Source organism: Streptomyces sp. NPDC048338, from assembly GCF_043201055.1.
Taxonomy (GTDB): domain Bacteria; phylum Actinomycetota; class Actinomycetes; order Streptomycetales; family Streptomycetaceae; genus Streptomyces.
This window is the reverse complement of sequence record NZ_JBICYQ010000014.1, coordinates 263,662-281,088: the sequence shown is the minus strand read 5'-3', so window position 1 is coordinate 281,088 and position 17,427 is coordinate 263,662. Positions and strand designations below refer to the sequence as shown.

12 protein-coding genes are annotated in these 17,427 nt (G+C 74.0%); 5 read left to right on the top strand and 7 right to left on the bottom strand.

Annotated elements, in window-relative coordinates:
- Window positions 1–18: 18 nt before the first annotated feature.
- Genes ACGFZF_RS30275 through ACGFZF_RS30265 form a run of 3 tightly spaced genes read right to left on the bottom strand, consistent with a single transcriptional unit; the run spans window position 19 to window position 3,213 of the window.
- A complete protein-coding gene (locus ACGFZF_RS30275; protein WP_393559288.1) occupies window positions 19–1,422 on the bottom strand; it encodes a glycosyltransferase 87 family protein in 1,404 nt (467 codons plus the stop codon).
- 26 nt (window positions 1,423–1,448) lie between these two features.
- Window positions 1,449–2,273, bottom strand: a complete 825-nt coding sequence (locus ACGFZF_RS30270) for an ABC transporter ATP-binding protein (RefSeq protein WP_393559346.1) — start codon at window positions 2,271–2,273, stop codon at window positions 1,449–1,451.
- A 10-nt stretch (window positions 2,274–2,283) separates the two neighbouring features.
- Window positions 2,284–3,213 (bottom strand): ABC transporter permease, encoded by a 930-nt coding sequence (locus ACGFZF_RS30265; protein WP_393559286.1) that lies wholly within the window; start codon window positions 3,211–3,213, stop codon window positions 2,284–2,286.
- 138 nt (window positions 3,214–3,351) lie between these two features.
- On the opposite strand from ACGFZF_RS30265, the gene ACGFZF_RS30260 reads away from it, so the two are divergent.
- Window positions 3,352–3,963 (top strand): TetR/AcrR family transcriptional regulator, encoded by a 612-nt coding sequence (locus ACGFZF_RS30260; protein WP_393559284.1) that lies wholly within the window; start codon window positions 3,352–3,354, stop codon window positions 3,961–3,963.
- A gap of 132 nt (window positions 3,964–4,095) precedes the next feature.
- Here the strand turns inward: ACGFZF_RS30260 and ACGFZF_RS30255 are convergent, their stop codons facing one another.
- The 4 genes from ACGFZF_RS30255 to ACGFZF_RS30240 form a co-directional block, all read right to left on the bottom strand.
- On the bottom strand, window positions 4,096–4,899 hold the full coding sequence (locus tag ACGFZF_RS30255) for a carbohydrate ABC transporter permease (protein WP_356775950.1): 804 nt from the start codon (window positions 4,897–4,899) through the stop codon (window positions 4,096–4,098).
- Window positions 4,900–5,018: 119 nt separating this feature from the next.
- Window positions 5,019–6,353, bottom strand: coding sequence for a carbohydrate ABC transporter permease (locus ACGFZF_RS30250; protein ID WP_393559282.1), 1,335 nt, complete (start codon window positions 6,351–6,353; stop codon window positions 5,019–5,021).
- 4 nt (window positions 6,354–6,357) lie between these two features.
- The gene (locus tag ACGFZF_RS30245; protein ID WP_393559280.1) at window positions 6,358–7,734 is read right to left on the bottom strand and encodes an ABC transporter substrate-binding protein; all 1,377 of its coding nucleotides are present in this window, start codon (window positions 7,732–7,734) and stop codon (window positions 6,358–6,360) included.
- A 269-nt stretch (window positions 7,735–8,003) separates the two neighbouring features.
- Window positions 8,004–11,480 (bottom strand): FHA domain-containing protein, encoded by a 3,477-nt coding sequence (locus ACGFZF_RS30240; protein ID WP_393559278.1) that lies wholly within the window; start codon window positions 11,478–11,480, stop codon window positions 8,004–8,006.
- Window positions 11,481–11,932: 452 nt separating this feature from the next.
- Here ACGFZF_RS30240 and ACGFZF_RS30235 point away from each other — a divergent pair, with 452 nt between their 5' ends.
- The 4 genes from ACGFZF_RS30235 (at window position 11,933) to ACGFZF_RS30220 (ending at window position 17,409) form a co-directional block, all read left to right on the top strand.
- Window positions 11,933–13,621 carry a serine/threonine-protein kinase gene (locus ACGFZF_RS30235; RefSeq protein ID WP_393559276.1) on the top strand — a complete coding sequence of 563 codons (1,689 nt, stop codon included), beginning with the start codon at window positions 11,933–11,935 and terminating at the stop codon, window positions 13,619–13,621.
- Window positions 13,622–13,728: 107 nt separating this feature from the next.
- Window positions 13,729–14,967: a serine/threonine-protein kinase gene (locus ACGFZF_RS30230; protein WP_393559274.1), complete on the top strand. Its 1,239-nt coding sequence runs from the start codon at window positions 13,729–13,731 to the stop codon at window positions 14,965–14,967.
- 43 nt (window positions 14,968–15,010) lie between these two features.
- Window positions 15,011–16,117: a peptide chain release factor 2 gene (prfB, locus tag ACGFZF_RS30225; RefSeq protein WP_356605015.1), complete on the top strand. Its 1,107-nt coding sequence runs from the start codon at window positions 15,011–15,013 to the stop codon at window positions 16,115–16,117.
- A gap of 386 nt (window positions 16,118–16,503) precedes the next feature.
- Complete coding sequence (locus ACGFZF_RS30220) at window positions 16,504–17,409, top strand: hypothetical protein (protein ID WP_393559272.1); 906 nt, start codon at window positions 16,504–16,506, stop codon at window positions 17,407–17,409.
- The last annotated feature ends 18 nt before the right edge of the window (window positions 17,410–17,427 follow it).

The following is a 17,427-nucleotide window of genomic DNA, read 5'->3' as shown; positions in this document are numbered from 1 at the left end:
GCAGGATCCGGCGAGGCCCTACGACGGGTCGGCCACCGTCGCGGTCCACAGGCGCCGGGCGGCGAGGAGCGCCGCCGCGAGCAGCGTCGCGTTGCGGACGGCGACCACCGCCACGCCCGGCCAGGACCCGGTCAGCAGGTCCTGGTAGAGGATCGGGTACGCGAGCGAGCTGAGTGCCGCGGCCGGCAGCAGGAGCAGGGCCACCGGCCGCATCACGGTCGCCCGCGAGGTCAGGCAGACGGCCGCCAGGCCCAGCAGCCAGATCATGTACTGGGGGCTGATCACCCGGCTGGTGACGGTGAACAGCAGGACGGCGGCGAGGGCCGCGTCGAGCGGTGTGGCGGCCGTCCACCGCACGGCCCGGAGCCGCCAGATCAGCAGCCAGCCGAAGGCCAGGACGGTCAGCAGCAGCGCGATCCGCCCCACGCTGGAGACGTACGGGCCGACGTACTCGAAGGCGCCGTAGCGGTACTGCACCTGGCCCGGCCACAGCCCGGTCGCCTGGGACAGGGCCAGCGCCGTGCCGCCCAGGGACTCGATCTGGACGCCCCTGCTGCCCTGCTGTCGCAGGAAGTCGAAGGAGTTCGAGAAGCAGAGGGCGAGGGTCGCCAGCAGGGTGGCCGCGGTGACGCCTGCGGCGACCCAGGCGTCCCGGGTGGTGCGGCCCCGGGGCGTGCCGATCAGGGCGAGGGCGGGCCACACCTTCACCAGGGCGCCGATCCCGGCCATGACCCCGCCGAAGCGGTGCGCGGTGGCCGAGCGGGCGGTGAGGGCGAGCAGGGCGAGCACGGCGAGGGCGGTGACCTGGACGTCGTACCGGGCGAGCGGAAGGTGCAGGAGCAGCGGCAGCCCGCAGACCCAGATCCAGGCGCCGTGCGTGACGCGGCGGCTGTCGGCGCGCGCGAGGGCGGCGGTCACGACCGCGTCGGCGAGCAGGGTGAGGGCGACGAACGCCTGGAAGTAGCTGAGCCAGGGCAGTACGGCCGGGGAGACGATGACCAGGCCGGCGCCGGGCGGGTACTGCCAGGTCACGTCGTTCACGGGGAAGGTGCCGTGGGCGAACTGGCCGTACCAGTACTGGTAGAGGACGGAGACCTCCCGGCCCACGCCCCCGATGCCCAGGCTGTCGCGCAGCAGGAGCAGCAGCATGCCGGCCCGGGTCAGGAGCCAGACGGCGCCGAGCGCGAGGAGCGGGCCGCGGCCGACGGTGACGAAGGTGGCCGAGGTGAAGGTGTCCGACTCGAACGGCGAGGCGGTGAGAGCCGGCGCCGCGGGCGGGCGGGCGGGCGACGGCGTGCCGCCCGCCGACGGCGGCGAGGGCGCGGTGCCGTCGGCGGGTCCCGCGCCGGGTTCCGGGGCGGGACCGTGGCCCTGGCCGGCATCGGGCGAGGGGGGCGGAGTGCGGTGTCCATGCGTCGTCATCGACCCGCACTCTATTCCGTATTGGGCTATTTCCCTCTCTTTTGTCCGGCCTTCCTGGTGAACTCCTCGTACTCCGCGACGACCTCCGCGGCCGGTCCGTCCCGCCGCAGCGTGCCCGCCTCCAGCCACAGCGCCCGGTCGCAGGTCTCGGTGATGGTGGAATGCGAGTGGCTGACGAGGAAGACGGTTCCCGCCTCGGCGCGCAGCTCGTCGATCCGCTCCCGGCTGCGACGGCGGAAGGCGGCGTCTCCGGTCGACAGCGCCTCGTCGATCAGGAGCACGTCGTGGCTCTTCGCCGCCGCGATGGAGAACCGCAGCCGGGCGCCCATGCCCGAGGAGTACGTCCGCATGGGCCGGGAGACGGCGTCGTCCTTCTCGTTGATCCCGGAGAACTCCACGATGTCGTCGTAGCGGGCGTCGATCTCCGCCCGGGTCATGCCCATCGCGAGGCCGCCGAGGATCACGTTCCGCTCGCCCGTCAGGTCGGCCATCAGGGCCGCGTTGACGCCGAGGAGGGCCGGCCGGCCCTGGGTGTAGATCCGCCCCCGGTCGACGGGGAGCAGGCCGGCCACGGCCTTGAGCAGGGTGGACTTGCCGGAGCCGTTGGAGCCGATCAGGCCGATCGCCTCGCCCCGGTACGCGGCGAAGCCGACCCCCCTGACCGCGTGCACGGTGCGCCCGCCGGGCCGGGGGCCGCGCGAGAGCAGCCGGCCGAGGGCGGCGGTGGCGCCGCCCCTCGCGGGCCGGCCGCCCTGGACGGTGTACGAGATGTGGACCCCGTCGACGACGACCGTCGGGGTGCGTTCCCCGTCCGGCGCGGATGCCCCGGCGGGACGGAGGCGGGGGCGCAGTCCGGTGTGTTCAGCCACGGCCGTAGGTCTCCTCTGCCTTCCAGAAGTACACGAAGCCGCCGGCGAAGGCCGCCACGGCCCAGGCGGCGGCCGTCGCCCAGGCGCACGGGGGGAGCCGGTCGGCCGTGAAGCCGCCGACCAGGGCGCAGCGCATCAGGTCGATGTAGAGCGCCGCAGGGTTGGCCTCCAGGGCCGTGATCAGGCCCTGGGGGAGCCGGCCGCTCGCCGCCAGGTGCGGGAGGGACCACATGACCCCGGAGACGTACATCCAGGTCCGCAGCAGGAAGGGCATCAGCTGTGCGATGTCCGGGGTGCGGGCCGCCAGTCGGGCCAGCGCGAGGGCCAGGCCGGTGTTGAACAGTGACTGGAGGAGGAGGGCGGGGATCGCGAGCAGCCAGCTCCAGGCCGGGAACTCGCCGAAGCAGCACAGGATGACGGCCAGCGCGGACAGCGAGAAGGCCAGCTGCTGCAGCTGCTGGAGCGCGAGTGCCACGGGGAGGCTCGCCCGGGGGAAGTGCAGGGCCCTGACCAGTTCGAGGTTCCCGCTGATGGCGCGGGTGCCGGCGAGCACCGACTGGGAGGTGAAGGTCCAGACGAAGACGCCCGTGATCAGGAAGGGGACGTAGTCGGGGATGTCCCGGCGGACGTCCATGAGGACGCCGAAGACGAGGTAGTAGACGGCCGCGTTGAGGAGCGGGGTGATCAGCTGCCAGACCTGGCCGAGGCGGGCCTGGCTGTACTGGGCCGTCAGGCGGGCTGTCGCGAAGGCGGCGATGAAGGCGCGCCGCGACCAGAGCTCCCGGACGTACACGGGGAGGGACGGACGGGCGCCGCTGACGGACAGGCCGTGCCGCAGGGCGAGCGCCCGCAGGTCCTCCGGTGCGGGGGAGGAGGCGGCGGCCGCGGCGGTGGCGGGTGGGGTGAGCGTCTCGGTGGTCACGGGGTCGCTTTCACGGTGACGACAGGAGCGACGGGACGGGACCGTATCGTCGCTACGGGGGAGACTAGGGCGGTCGAGCGTCGGAACGCAACCGTATCGTCGTGACGTGGATGCCGGTCGGTGGATAGAATCCCGTCCATGACGACAGCCCCCGGAACCCCCCGCCGCGCCCCCGCGGGAGCCGCCGTGCTCCGGGAGGACGTCACCGAGGCCATCCGCGCCGCCGTCTTCGAGGAACTGGCCGCGGTCGGCTTCGCCCGGATGTCCATCGAAGGCATCGCGCGCCGCGCGGGAGTCGGCAAGACCGCCGTCTACCGGCGCTGGAAGTCCAAACTCTCGCTCGTCCTCGACCTCGTCGGCGCCCTCGCCGCCGAGGGGCTGCCGGCACCGTCGACCGGTTCCCTGTACGGGGACGTCCGCGCCCTGCTCGAAGTCGCGGCGCATGCCCTGCGCCACCCCGTCGCCTCGCAGGTCATCCCGGACCTGCTGGTCGAGGCGGCCCGGCAGCCGGAGATCGCCGGGGCGATCAGGGCGGCCCTGCTCGACGGCCGGCAGGGCGTGGTCGCCCAGGTGGTGAGGGAGGCCGTCGACCGGGGCGAACTGCCCGCGGGCGCCGATTCCGACCGCGCGCTCGACCTGGTCGTCGGCCCGCTCTACTGGCGGCTCGTGGTGGTGCGCGGCGAGCTCCCGCAGGGGTACCTCGACGACCTGGCGCGCTCCGCGGTCGCGGCGCTCACGGTCCGCCCCTGAGCGACCGGGCGGGTACGGGCCGGGCGGGACGGCGTACGGGCGGGACGGCCTATCGGCGGGGCCGGGCGGCGGGGTACGGCGCACCGGGCCGCTCCGGTCCGCACCCGCCCCCGGCCGCTCGGACACCGGCGGTCACTTCACCGCGCCGGCCATCACCCCCGACACGAACTGCCGCTGGAAGGCGAAGAAGACCGCCAGCGGGATCACCATCGAGACGAACGCGCCCGGCGCCAGCACGTCGATGTTGTTGCCGAACTGCCGGACCTGCTGCTGCAGCGCCACCGTGATCGGCGGCGACTCGGAGTCCGCGAAGATCAGCGCGACCAGCATGTCGTTCCAGACCCAGAGGAACTGGAAGATGCCGAGCGAGGCGATCGCCGGCCCGCCCAGCGGCATCACCACCCGGGTGAACAGCCGGATCTCACCCGCCCCGTCGAGCCGTGCCGCCTCCAGCAGCTCGCGCGGGATCTCCGCGAAGAAGTTCCGCAGCAGGAAGATCGCGAACGGCAGGCCGAACGCGGTGTGGAACAGCACCACGCCCAGCGTCGTCTCGAAGAGGCCGACCGCCCCGAACAGCTTCGAGACAGGGATCAGCGCGACCTGGACCGGGACCACGAGCAGCCCCACCACGATCATGAAGCACCAGTCCCGGCCCGGGAACTCCAGCCAGGCGAAGGCGTATCCGGCCAGCGAGCCGATGACCACGACGAGAACCGTGGCCGGCACGGTGATCAGGACCGTGGAGAGCAGCGAGCGCGTGATGGTGTCGTCGGCGAGCAGGTGGGAGTAGTTCTCCGTCGTGAGCTGGGCGGGTGCGGTGAACACCCGCCACCAGCCGCTCTCGCTGATGTCCGACGGCCCGCGGAGCGAGGACAGCAGCAGGCCGACGGTCGGCATCAGCCAGAACAGGCCGACCAGGACCAGGAAGACCCGCATCGCGCCGCCGGCCGCGCGGGCGGCGAGCCGGCCACCGACGCCACCGGCCTCCGACGCGCCTTTCCCGGGCGTGCCGTGCGTGGACGTGCCGTGCGTGGACGTGCCGTGCGTGGACCCCGTCACCGGCGGGCCTCCCTTCGCATCCGGCGGATGTTGAAGGCCATCACCGGGATGACCAGCAGCAGGAGCAGTACGGCGATGGCGGAGCCGATCCCGAGGTCCGCGTCCGTGCCGAAGGACGAGCGGTACAGCTGGAGTGCCAGGACGTTCGCGTCGTCCTGCGCCGAGCCCGGCGCGATGATGAAGACGAGGTCGAAGACCTTGAGCACGTTGATCATCAGGGTGACCAGGACGACGGCGAGGACGGGCGCGAGCAGCGGGACCGTGATGCGGCGGAAGACCTGCCACTCGTTCGCCCCGTCGACCCGGGCGGCCTCCAGCAGTTCGCGCGGCACGCTCGCCAGGCCCGCGGCGATCAGCACCATCGCGAACCCGGCCCACATCCAGACGTAGCTGCCGATCACGGCCGGGGTGACGAGCGAGGGGCCGAGCCACTCCACCCCGCCGTACTGCTCCCTGAAGTTGCTCGCGGGCAGCCGGAGCACGGCACCGTCCGCGGCGGCCGGCAGGGCGAACGTGCCGTCGGCCGCCGCCGTGGTGCTCGCCACGACCCGGCCGTCCTTCACGGCCTCGATGCGCAGCCCCTTGAGGCCGAGCTCCCGCGCGTCGACGGCGTTCGGCCGCCCGCCACCGCCCTTGGTGAAGTCCAGCCAGGCGGTGCCGGCGATCCCGTCCGGTCGCGCGGCCGGATCACGGGCCGGCCGGGCGTCCTTCGGCATCTGCGCGGGGGCGACGCCGATCAGCGGCAGCCTCGCCGTCTCCCCGCTGCGGACGGGGACCTTGGTGACGTACGCCCCGCCGCCCGCGGCCTTCAGCGGGTGTACCGGCAGGGGGCGGGCGCGCGGGAAGCCGGAGGACTCCGCGAAGGTGTCGTGGACCCCGACCCAGACGGCGTTGGCGACCCCGCGGTCCGGATCCTGCTCGTAGACCAGCCGGAAGATGATCCCCGCGGCCAGCATCGAGATCGCCATCGGCATGAAGACGACCAGCTTGAACGCCGTTCCCCAGCGCACGCGTTCGGTGAGCACCGCGAACACCAGGCCGAGCGCCGTCGCGACGGTGGGCGCGAGGACCACCCAGATCGCGTTGTTCTTCACCGCGGTCAGCAGTGTGTCGTCGGTGAACAGTTCGACGTAGTTGTCCAGTCCGGCGAAGGAGTCCCCTGACGTGTCGAAGAACGAACGCTGGACGGAGTACCCGATCGGGTAGACGACGAGCGCACCGAGCAGCAGCAGGGCGGGGAGGAGGAACCCCGCCGCCACCGCCCTGCGGGTGCCGGTGACGCTCTTGTACGCGGCCGGCTTCGCCGGCCGGCCTGCGGGCGCCGAGGTCACGGCGTCAGCTCTGGTACGCCTTGGCCGCGTCGGCCTCCAGCCGTGCCTGGGTCCCCGCGACGTCCTTCGGGTTCTTCAGGAAGTCCTGGAGCGCCTTCCACTCGCCCTTGCCGGGCGTCCCGCCGAACGACTGCGGCATCTGGTCCGACATGTCGAAGCGGAAGTCGTCGCCGGCTCCGATCAGCGCCTTGGCGATCTCCCGCTGCACGTCGTTCGGGTACGCCGCCGGGTCCAGGCTCTTGTTGGGGGACAGGAAGCCGCCCGCACCCGCCCAGATCGCCGCCGCGTCGGGGGAGGCGAGGAAGGTCAGCAGCGCCTGGGCGCCCTTGGTGTCCTTCAGCGCCACCGCCGCGTCGCCCGCCGTCACGACCGGAGCCTGACCGTTCGCGCCCACCGCCGGGAAGGGGAACACCTTCGCGTCCGTACCGATCTTGGCATCGGTCTCCGCGATGTTGACGGCGGCGAAGTCGCCCTCGAAGACCATCGCGGCCTTGGGCTGGTCGCCGCCGGTGAAGGTCTGGGTGACCGAGACCGGGAACTCCGTCTGGAGCGCGCCGTTCGCGCCGCCCGCGATCAGCGCCGGCTTGCCGAACAGCTCGCCGAGCGTGGTCAGGGCCTGGGTGACGGAGGCGTCCGTCCACTTGATCTCGTGCTTGGCCAGCTGGTCGTACTTGGCCGGGCCCGCCTGGGAGAGGTAGATGTTCTCGAACCAGTCGGTGAGGGTCCAGCCGTCCGCGCCGCCCACGGAGACCGGGGTGACGCCGGAGGCCGAGATCGTCTCGGCGGTGGCGAGGAAGTCCTTCCAGGTCTTCGGCTCGGAGGCGCCCGCGTTCTCGAAGGCGGCGGTGTTGTACCAGATCAGCGACTTGTTGGCGGCCTTGAAATACACGCCGTACTGCGTGCCGTCCACCGCGCCGAGGTCCTGCCAGCCCTTCGCGTAGTGGGCGGCGAGCTGCGCCTTTGCCTCGGGGCCGGCCGGCTTCAGCCACTTCTGGGCGACGGCCTGCTTGATCGCTCCGACCTGCGGGAGCATCGCCACGTCGGGCGGGGAGCCGCCCGCGATCTTCGTGCCCAGGAAGTTCACGATCGGGTCCTGCGCCGGCACGAAGGTGACGGTGGCCCCGGTGCGCTTCTCGAACTCGTCGAGGACCTTCGTGAAGTTCTCCTGCTCGGGTCCCGTCCAGACGGCGGCGACCTCGATCTTCTCGCCCTTGAGGGACGGTAAGGAGACGGTCTTCCCGCTGCCGCTCGGTCCGTTCGTCCCCGACGGACCGGGGTCGTCGGCTGCGTCGGAGCCGCAGCCGGAGAGGGTGAGTGCGGTGACCGCGGTGAAGGCGGCGATCGTCGTCGCCGCCCTGCGTGTACGAAGAGTTGTACGCATTTCTGCCCCGTCTCTGTCGTGCGCGTGCTCGTCCCGGTCCGACAGGTCTACGCCGGGCGTTCGGGGCCCGCAATACCGCCTTCGGTGTCGACTCGGAGATCGTGACCCGCTCGTGACGTGATGTCAGGGGTGGTCGGGACCCGTCCCCGGGCGGTACGGCGACGGTGCCGGGGAAGGCGCGGCGGGGCGTCCCGGCACGCGGCCGGACGCCGCCCGGTGCCCGGCCGGCCAGGGTGGCCGGAGTGTCCCGGGCGGGGTTCCGGTCGAGGTCAGGGGTGGGCGGCCGGGGTCAGCGGCGCCACCGGCGCCGCCTCGACGGAACGGGCCGCCCGGTCCAGGGCCGAGGCGAGCAGCGCCAGGTCGGTCGGGCCGTTGCCCAGCTCGCGGACGGGTCTGCGGGTGGGCGGGTCGCCCATCCGCTCCCACTCCAGCGGGACGACCGTCGGACGCAGGGTCGCCGTGCGGGGGATGCGGCCGGTGACCCGCCCCGCCTGGAAGGGGGTCACTCGGCCGTCCGGGTGGCCGAGGCGCCCCCGGCCCGGGACCGGGTCGTCGGGACCGGCCGCCACGGGCGGCGCGTCGAGCACGATCCGCAGCCGGGCGCCGTGGGCGAGCTCCGTGTCCGCCGTCCGGTCCGGCCGCGCGGAGGTCGCGACCAGGTGCACCCCCAGCCGCGCGCCGCCGCGGGCGACGGCTTCGAGGGCGCGTACGACGGAACCGGCGGCGGGCCTGCCGGGCGAGCCGAGCGCGGGTGCCACGAGGGCGTCGTAGTCGTCGACCAGTACGACGAGCCGCGGCAGCCGGGCGTGGCCGTCCGCCTCGCCGCCGCCCGCCGGCTCGGCTGACCCGGTGACCCGGCCGGAGGACCGGTCACCCGGCTCCACCTCGTCCGTCCGCATCACGCGGCCGCTCGGGCGGTCACCGAGACCGGAGTCGCCGCGCAGCGGCAGCCGGCCGCTCGGCCGGTCGCCGAGGTCCCCGTCCGTCGCGCGTGCGACGCGCCCGCTCGACCGGTCGGCCAGGTCCGCGGCCCCGGAGCGAGAGCCCGTGCCGGGGCGTTCGCCGATCGCTCCCTCGCCCGTGCGCAGGGTCCTGCCGCTGGGCAGGTACGTCAGCTCGTCGGCGCCGGTCCGCCCGGTCCGGGTGCTCGGGCGGTCGTCGAGGCCGCCGTCGCCGGTCCGGCCGCCGGCCGAGCGCGCCTCGGGGACGCGGACGCTCGCCCGGGCGCCCGGAGGCAGTGTCTCCGCTGCGCTCGGCGGGCGCTGCGCGATCAGCCGGCCGGTGGCCCGCCGGTCGGCGAAGTGCCCGTCGCCCAGGATCTCCGCCCGGCGCTTCAGTTCGGCGCCCAGCGCCTGGGCGAACGCGCGCATCCGGACCGGATCGGAGGCCACCAGGTGCTCGGTCACGTGCGGCAGTTCCGTACAGACGCCCAGGCCCTCGCCGCGCTCGCCGCCCGCGCCGTCGACCAGCAGCAGACCGAGGCGGTCGGGGCGGCCGCCCGCGGCCAGGGAGGCGGCGATCGAGCGCAGCAGCTCCGTGCGTCCGCTGCCCGCCGGGCCCTCGATCAGCAGGTGCGGGCCCTCCTCGGTCAGGTCGACCGACACCGGCCCGCGCGGGCCGGCGCCCAGCACCGCCGTCCCGTCGCCGGCGGAGGCCCAGCGAGCCATGAGGGAGGCCGGGGTGGCCCGGGCGAGCCCGAGCTCGTCGAGCAGCCGAGCGGACGGCGGCAGCGCCGCCGCCGCGGCCCTGCCCCGCGGCGCCGCGGACTCCGTGCGCAGGGGCGCCAGGGCCCGTCCGAAACGCTCGGCCCAGGCGACCGAGACCGCGTCCACGACGCCGACGGTGCCGTGACCGGCGGCCCGGCCTCCCACGGTGCGCAGCAGCCGCAGCGCCGTCGCCACGTCACCGCTCAGCAGGGCGACCGCACCGCACTCGCGGAAGGCGAGCGAGGCCGCGCAGGCGCTCTCGTACGTCGCGGCGACGGGGGAGACGGGGGAGGCGGACGGAGCCTCGGCGAGGCAGATCAGATGGATGCCGGCGGCGGCGCCCGCCCCGGCGAGCCGCGCGGTCGCCTCCCGCAGCGCCGCCGTGCCGGGGTCGCCGTCCACGATCACGACCGTGACCGGTCCGTCGTGGTGGGCCGCCGCCTCGGCCACGGCCATGCGGTCGGCGCTCGGCCAGCCCGGCCCGAGCGGTCCGTCGTCCAGCCGGCGGGTGAGCTCGGCCGTGCGGGCCTGGGCCTGGTCGCGGTCGTAGGCGAGGAGGAGCCTGCAGTCCTGGCCGTGCGCCGGGCGCAGGTGCGGCAGCCAGCCGAGCCAGGACCAGGCGCGGCGCCGCTCCTCCAGGGGCCGGTTGCGGTCCGCGCTGATGAGCACGATCTCCAGCTCGGCCGGGGAGTGCAGGGCGGCGAGCTGGGCCACGACGGAGCGGGCGAGCCCGGCCAGCCGGTTGCCCGGGCCGGCGAGTCCGAGGGAGCCCGCCTCGCGCAGTCCGACGGTGACGGGGACGCCGGAGAGCTCGGCCCGGTCGGCCGTCCCGAGCCGGACCACGAGGGACTCGGGATGGTCCGGGCCGCGCTCCCAGAGCCGGGGGCCCGGGCCGAGCGCCGTCAGCAGCACGGCGGCGGGGTCGGGCCAGGTGTCGGCGGCGGTCGCCGGGCCGGCGACCGCCCCGGCCGTGGCCGGCGGGAAACCGGTCTCGGCCGTCGGCAGCGGCAGCTCCTCGCGACCGCCGGCGAAGCGGCGGGCCCAGGCTCCTATCCCGCGCCGGCCGCGGGCCGGCGGGGCCTGGCGGCGGGTCTGCCGGGTCCTGCTGTGGGCCTCGCCCTCGTCGTCCGGGAAGTCCTCGGCGCGCGCGTGGCCCAGGGAGCCGCCGTGGGTGGCGTCGGCGTACGGGTCGCGGGCGCCGTGCTCACCGGAGGGTCCGCCGGGCCGGGCGGAGGGGTGGGGACGGCCGCCGGGCGGGGCGTCGTGGCCGTGCCGCTCCGGCTCGTACGGTCCGCGGCTCCCGTACGCGAGGTCCGCGGCCGTACCCCCGCCGGGGCCGTCGGATCCGGGACCCGGGTCCGCCGCGCCGCCCAGGGCGTCCGCGTCGGGCACGGGGCCCACCCGGAGGTGGCCTTCGCCGTCCGGCGCCGTCGGCACCGCCTCCGTACCGCCGTCCCCCGGTCCGGTCAGGCGCAGCGCGGACTCGCCGAGCCGCAGGAGGGAGCCGGGGCGCAGCCGGACGGGCCGGTCGCCGACCTGCACGCCGTCCAGGGTCGTGCCGTTCGTGGAGCCCGGGTCCGCGACCGTGATCCGGCCGTCCTCGCCGACCGTCACCGTGCAGTGCGCCCGGGAGACGTCCGGGTCGTCGAGCGGGACGTCCGCGTCCATGGAGCGGCCGATCCGGATCGGCCCGCCGTGCAGCAGGTGGACCCCGCCCGCGTCGGGTCCCGCGACCACGTGGAGCCGGGCCGAGGCGCCCTCGCCGATCCGGTCGTCCTCGCCGGGGACCTGGAGCGTGAGCACGGCTCCGTCCACCAGCGGGGGCTCGCCGAGCGCGCAGCGCTGCCCGTCGAGCCGCTCCCGGCCCGCGTAGAGGACGGTCGTGCCGGAGGTCGAGGTGTCGGGGCCGGAGACGGCCGCGGCCAGGGCGGAGGCCACGGCGGACAGCGCCGTCCCCGCCGGGGCGGTGACGAGCACGTCGCAGGAGCGCCCCGCGCCGTGGCCGGCGTGCGGTGCGAGGACGGTCAGCCGGATCTGCATCGCCGTCAGCGGTCCCTTCTGCGCGTGGTGCTCGGCAGGGGAACCGCCGTGTCTCTCCCCCGCCCGGCACGGACACGTCGTCCGGTTCAGGTCGGCACGGCGCGGGGCTCCCGACCCCGATGCGACGTGCTGTAGGCATCCTCGCACCTGCCACTGACGACACGCCCGCGGGTCGGTCACAAGTGATCTTGAATGGTCGGCTGTGCACGCAAAAATGCCTGGTTGAGCACACCCTGCGTCGAGCACGGCAACCACGGGTACAGCTGACGCGTCTTGTTTTCGGACAAGTCCGGCGCCTCGGGGCGCGAGAATCGGCCACAAGGTGATCGGCAGTGTGATCGACCGGTGACCCGTTCGGCGGCACTAAAGTGGGTCGGACACCCGGACGGGTCACAACAGACGACAGGACCCCGGGAACCCCCCAGGACCACGATCAGCAGGGAGCGCGTGACGTGCGGCCTATCGGCAGCAAGTACCTGCTCGAGGAGCCGCTCGGCCGCGGCGCCACGGGCACCGTCTGGCGAGCCCGCCAGCGGGAGACGGCGGGGGCCGAGGCAGCGGTGCCGGGCCAGCCCGGCGAGACCGTCGCGATCAAGGTCCTCAAGGAGGAGCTGGCCAACGACGCGGACATCGTGATGCGCTTCCTGCGCGAGCGTTCCGTGCTGCTCCGGCTCACCCATCCCAACATCGTGCGCACCCGCGACCTGGTCGTGGAGGGTGACGTCCTCGCCCTGGTCATGGACCTCGTCGAGGGCCCGGACCTGCACCGCTACATCCGGGAGAACGGCCCGCTCACCCCGGTCGCCGCGAGCCTGCTCACCGCGCAGATCGCCGACGCGCTCGCCGCCAGCCACGCGGACGGCGTCGTCCACCGCGACCTGAAGCCGGCCAACGTGCTGCTCGCCGAGCAGGGCGGTCAGATGCACCCGATGCTGACCGACTTCGGCATCGCGCGCCTCGCCGACTCCCCGGGGCTGACCCGCACGCACGAGTTCGTCGGGACACCGGCGTACGTCGCCCCGGAGTCCGCCGAGGGGCGTCCGCAGACCTCCGCCGTCGACATCTACGGCGCGGGCATCCTGCTGTACGAGCTCGTCACCGGCCGGCCCCCCTTCGCGGGCGGCACCGCCCTGGAGGTCCTGCACCGCCACCTCAGCGAGGAGCCGCGCCGCCCCTCGACCGTTCCCGGCCCGCTGTGGACGGTCATCGAGCGCTGCCTGAGCAAGGACCCCGCGCGCCGGCCCAGTGCCGAGAACCTGGCCCGGGGACTGCGCGCGGTCGCCGCCGGCATCGGCGTGCACTCCACCCCCGCCCAGATCGAGGCCGCCGACGGCGTCGGTGCCCTGCTCGCCCCCGACCCGGCGCCCGCGCCGGTCCCGCAGGCTCCGGGCGTGGACCCGGCCGGCGCGACGCAGGTGCTGCCCACAGGCGGGTCCTCGTACGACCCCGCCGCCGCGACCAGCGTCATGCCGACCAGCGGCCCCGGCGGAGGCCCGGGAGCCGCCGACCCGACCGCCGTCATGCCCCCGGTCCCCTCGCAGTCCCCGCAGAACGAGGAGCCGCACCCCTGGCAGAGCCAGCTGCGCGCCGCCCGTGACCGCAACGAGCAGACGCAGGTCCAGTACCTGGATCCGAGCCAGGACCCGCTGCGCCGGCGCCCCCAGCGCCAGCCGCAGCCCCCGCAGCACCAGCCCCAGCAGTACGGCGGCCGGCCGCAGCAGCCGTACCAGCAGCCCCAGCAGGCGCCCCAGCCGTATCAGCAGCAGCGCCCGCCGCAGCGGCAGCAGTACGCGCCCCAGCAGCCCCAGCAGTACGGGGGCCGGCCGCAGCAGCAGCCGTACACGCCTCCGCAGCCGCCGCCCCAGGCACCGGCCCCGCGCGAGCCGCGCCCGCCGCGTCAGCGCAGCGCCAACCCGATGCGGATCCCCGGCCTCGGCTGCCTCAAGGGGTGCCTGTTCACGATCGTGCTGTTCGTGGTCGCGGGCTGGCTCATCTGGGAGCTCACCCCGCTCCAGGACTGGGTCGCCCAGGGCAAGGGCTACTGGGAGGCCATCGGCGACGCGATCACGTCCGTCAGCGACTGGGTCTCCGGCCTCGGCGGCACGGACAGCGGGGGTGCTACCGGCGGTACGGGGCAGTAACGCTGCCGATTTATCGACTTCCGAGGGGTGATTTCCCCTCGGAGGTGACGACCGGCGCCCGGGGACGCGTAACTTTGTCGCGACCGCCAGCCGCTGAGGGAGCAGTCTTGGCACGGAATATCGGCAGCCGCTACAAGGCCCACCAGATCCTCGGGCGGGGCAGCGCCGGCACGGTGTGGCTCGGCGAGGGTCCCGAGGGCCCCGTCGCCATCAAGCTGCTCCGCGAGGACCTGGCCTCGGACCAGGAACTCGTCGGCCGCTTCGTCCGCGAGCGCACCGCCCTGCTCGGGCTCGACCACCCCCGCGTGGTCTCCGTCCGCGACCTCGTCGTCGACGGCAACGACCTCGCGCTCGTCATGGACCTCGTCCGCGGCACCGACCTGCGCACCCGCCTCGACCGCGAACGCCGCCTCGCCCCCGAGGCGGCCGTCGCGATCATCGCCGACGTCGCGGACGGCCTCGCCGCCGCGCACGCCGCCGGCGTGGTCCACCGCGACGTCAAGCCGGAGAACATCCTGCTCGACATGGAGGGACCGCTCGGGCCCGGCGGCGCCCACCCGGCCCTCCTCACCGACTTCGGCGTCGCCAAGCTGATCGACACCCCCGGCCGCACCAAGGCGACCCGGATCATCGGCACCCCCGACTACCTCGCCCCCGAGATCGTCGAGGGCCTGCCCCCGCGCGCGGCCGTCGACATCTACGCCCTCGCCACCGTCCTGTACGAGCTCCTGGCCGGCTTCACCCCCTTCGGCGGCGGTCACCCCGGCGCGGTCCTGCGCCGCCACGTCACCGAGACGGTCGTCCCGCTCCCCGGCATCCCCGAGGAGCTGTGGCAGCTGATCGTCCAGTGCCTGGCGAAGGCCCCGGCCTCCCGGCTGCGCGCCTCGGAGCTCGGCGCCCGGCTGCGCGACGTGCTCCCGCTGCTCGCCGGCATCCCGCCGCTGGACGTGGACGAGCCGGACGCCGAACCGGCGTCGGACGCGTCCGACGAGGACCTGTACCCGACCGGGGCGGGCGCGGCCGAGGGCTCGCCGCGCCGGGCCGCCGTGCCGCTGGTGCCCGGCGCCTCGCCGGACTCCAACCGCGACACCCACACCTCCATGCGCGTCCCCGCCCCCGACGAGCTCTCCGGCGGCCCGCTGGGCACCGCCCGGGCTCCCCGGGCGGCGGGCGCCCGCCGCCCCGGCTCGGCCCGCCACAAGGCGGAGACGGTCCGCAAGCGGCGCATCACCCTGTCCGTCGCGGCGGTCGTGGTGGCCGGCGCGCTCGCGGCGGGCGGCTATCTGGCGAGCGCCGACGACGCCGAGGCGCCGCCGCAGGACTCCAAGACGTCCTCGCAGCCGTAGCCGGGGGGACCGGGGATCTGCGGCGAGCCGTTACGCTGGACGCGTGGCAGTCGTCGATGTATCCGAAGAGCTGAAGTCCCTCTCCTCGACCATGGGGTCGATCGAGGCCGTCCTGGACCTCGAAAAGCTGAGGGCCGACATCGCCGTGCTCGAAGAGCAGGCCGCGGCCCCGTCCCTCTGGGACGACCCGGAGGCGGCGCAGAAGATCACCAGCAAGCTTTCGCACCTCCAGGCCGAGGTGCGCAAGGCGGAGGCCCTGCGGAGCCGGATCGACGACCTCGGGGTGCTCTTCGAGCTCGCCGAGGAGATGGACGACCCGGACACCCGCGCCGAGGCGGAGACGGAGCTCGGCTCCGTCCGCAAGGCGCTGGACGAGATGGAGGTCCGCACGCTCCTCTCCGGCGAGTACGACGAGCGCGAGGCGCTGGTCAACATCCGCGCCGAGGCGGGTGGCGTGGACGCCGCCGACTTCGCCGAGCAGCTCCAGCGCATGTACCTGCGCTGGGCCGAGCGGCACGGCTACGGCACCGAGATCTACGAGACCTCCTACGCCGAGGAGGCCGGCATCAAGTCGACCACCTTCGTCGTGAAGGCCCCGTACGCGTACGGCACGCTCTCCGTCGAGCAGGGCACGCACCGCCTGGTGCGCATCTCCCCCTTCGACAACCAGGGCCGCCGCCAGACGTCCTTCGCCGGTGTCGAGATCCTGCCGGTCGTCGAGTCGTCCGACCACGTCGAGATCGACGAGTCCGAGCTGCGCGTCGACGTGTACCGCGCCTCGGGCCCCGGTGGCCAGGGCGTCAACACGACCGACTCGGCGGTGCGCATCACGCACATCCCGACCGGCATCGTGGTCTCCTGCCAGAACGAGCGCTCCCAGATCCAGAACAAGGCGAGCGCCATGAACGTCCTCCAGGCCAAGCTGCTGGAGCGTCAGCGTCAGGAGGAGCGCGCCAAGATGGACGCCCTCAAGGGCGACGGCGGCAGCTCCTGGGGCAACCAGATGCGTTCGTACGTCCTGCACCCGTACCAGATGGTCAAGGACCTGCGGACGGACCACGAGGTCGGCAACCCGCAGTCCGTCCTGGACGGCGAGATCGACGGCTTCCTTGAGGCCGGCATCCGCTGGCGCAAGCAGCAGGAGAAGTAACCGCACGCGAAACGGTCGCACGCCGGGCCCGTCACACCGAGAGTGTGACGGGCCCGGCGTCTTTCGTCGTCCCCGGTGATTCGCGGGCGCAAGCGGAACAGCGTCGATCCTGACGCTTTGTCGACAAGGGAACTGCCGCCGGGGAGGCGGGAGTTCCAGGTTTACGTCACAGTTGCATCCCCGCATGCCAGGCAATTGACGATCTTTCGGGCATCGCACGCGCAACGACCTTGACGCGTATGCGGAAAGTCGGAAGGGTGGCATGCGGCATGCGTATCTCTGGGGCGCGTGTGAATGGGGGCCGGTCCGGTGACGTGACCGCTCCTGGTGTCCGAGGCCCCCGAGCGCGGCTCCATGACGAATGAGCTACTGGGGGTAGCAAACAGATGACGAAGAAGACGCGTGTCCGCGTTGCGCGTATAGCCGCCGGCGCCGTGATCGCCGCCGGTGCGTCGCTCACCGCGGCGGGTGCCGCGAGCGCCGTCGGTGTGTCCTTCGGTGCCGAGGTCAACGACGGCACTGTCGCGGTCCAGGCCGGCCTCGGTGACACCGAGGGTGGCGGGAACGGCGGCAACACCTCCCTCGGCTCGACCGAGGGCTCCACGGAAGGCTCGACCGAGGGCTCGACCGAGGGCTCGACCGAGGGCTCGACCGAGGGTTCCACGGAGGGTTCCACCGAGGGCTCGACCGAGGGCTCGACCGAGGGCTCGACCGAGGGTTCCACGGAAGGCTCGACCGAGGGTTCCACGGAAGGCTCGACCGAGGGCTCCACCGAGGGCACGTCGACCGGTACGTCCACGGGTACCTCGACCGGCACCTCCACGGGTACGTCCACGGGCACGTCGACCGGCACCTCGACGGGTACGTCCACGGGTACCTCGACCGGCACGACCAGCGGCACCGGTAACAACGGTGGCAACGGCAACAACGGCGGTCAGGGCAACAACGGTGGCACCGGTAACAACGGTGGCAACGGCAACAACGGCGGTCAGGGCGACAACGGTGGCACCGGCACCGACGGCGGCTCCTCGACCGACGGTGGCTCCTCCACCGACGGCGGCGCCGGCACCTGCACCGTCGACCTCGACGGCGCCGAGTGCGTCGACAACAACCCCGGCACCAACAACGCCGGCTCGCAGCCCGTCGAGCAGGGCAAGGCCAAGGAGGAGCTGGCCGAGACCGGCGCCGCCGAGACCTCGTTCCTGCTCATCGGTGCCGCGACGATGATCGCCGGCGGCATCGGCTTCCGGATGCTGCCGCGTCTCGTCGGCGGCGGGCGCGCCGCCGTCTGAGCGACTCGCTGAGGCATG

Bases quoted from the DNA above. Each gene is read 5' to 3' on its own strand.
- ACGFZF_RS30275 (WP_393559288.1), bottom strand. From the start codon at position 1,422: ATGACGACGCATGGACACCGCACTCCGCCCCCCTCGCCCGATGCCGGC.
- ACGFZF_RS30260 (WP_393559284.1), top strand. From the start codon at position 3,352: ATGACGACAGCCCCCGGAACCCCCCGCCGCGCCCCCGCGGGAGCCGCC.
- ACGFZF_RS30255 (WP_356775950.1), bottom strand. From the start codon at position 4,899: ATGCGGGTCTTCCTGGTCCTGGTCGGCCTGTTCTGGCTGATGCCGACC.
- ACGFZF_RS30245 (WP_393559280.1), bottom strand. From the start codon at position 7,734: ATGCGTACAACTCTTCGTACACGCAGGGCGGCGACGACGATCGCCGCC.
- ACGFZF_RS30240 (WP_393559278.1), bottom strand. From the start codon at position 11,480: ATGCAGATCCGGCTGACCGTCCTCGCACCGCACGCCGGCCACGGCGCG.
- ACGFZF_RS30220 (WP_393559272.1), top strand. From the start codon at position 16,504: ATGACGAAGAAGACGCGTGTCCGCGTTGCGCGTATAGCCGCCGGCGCC.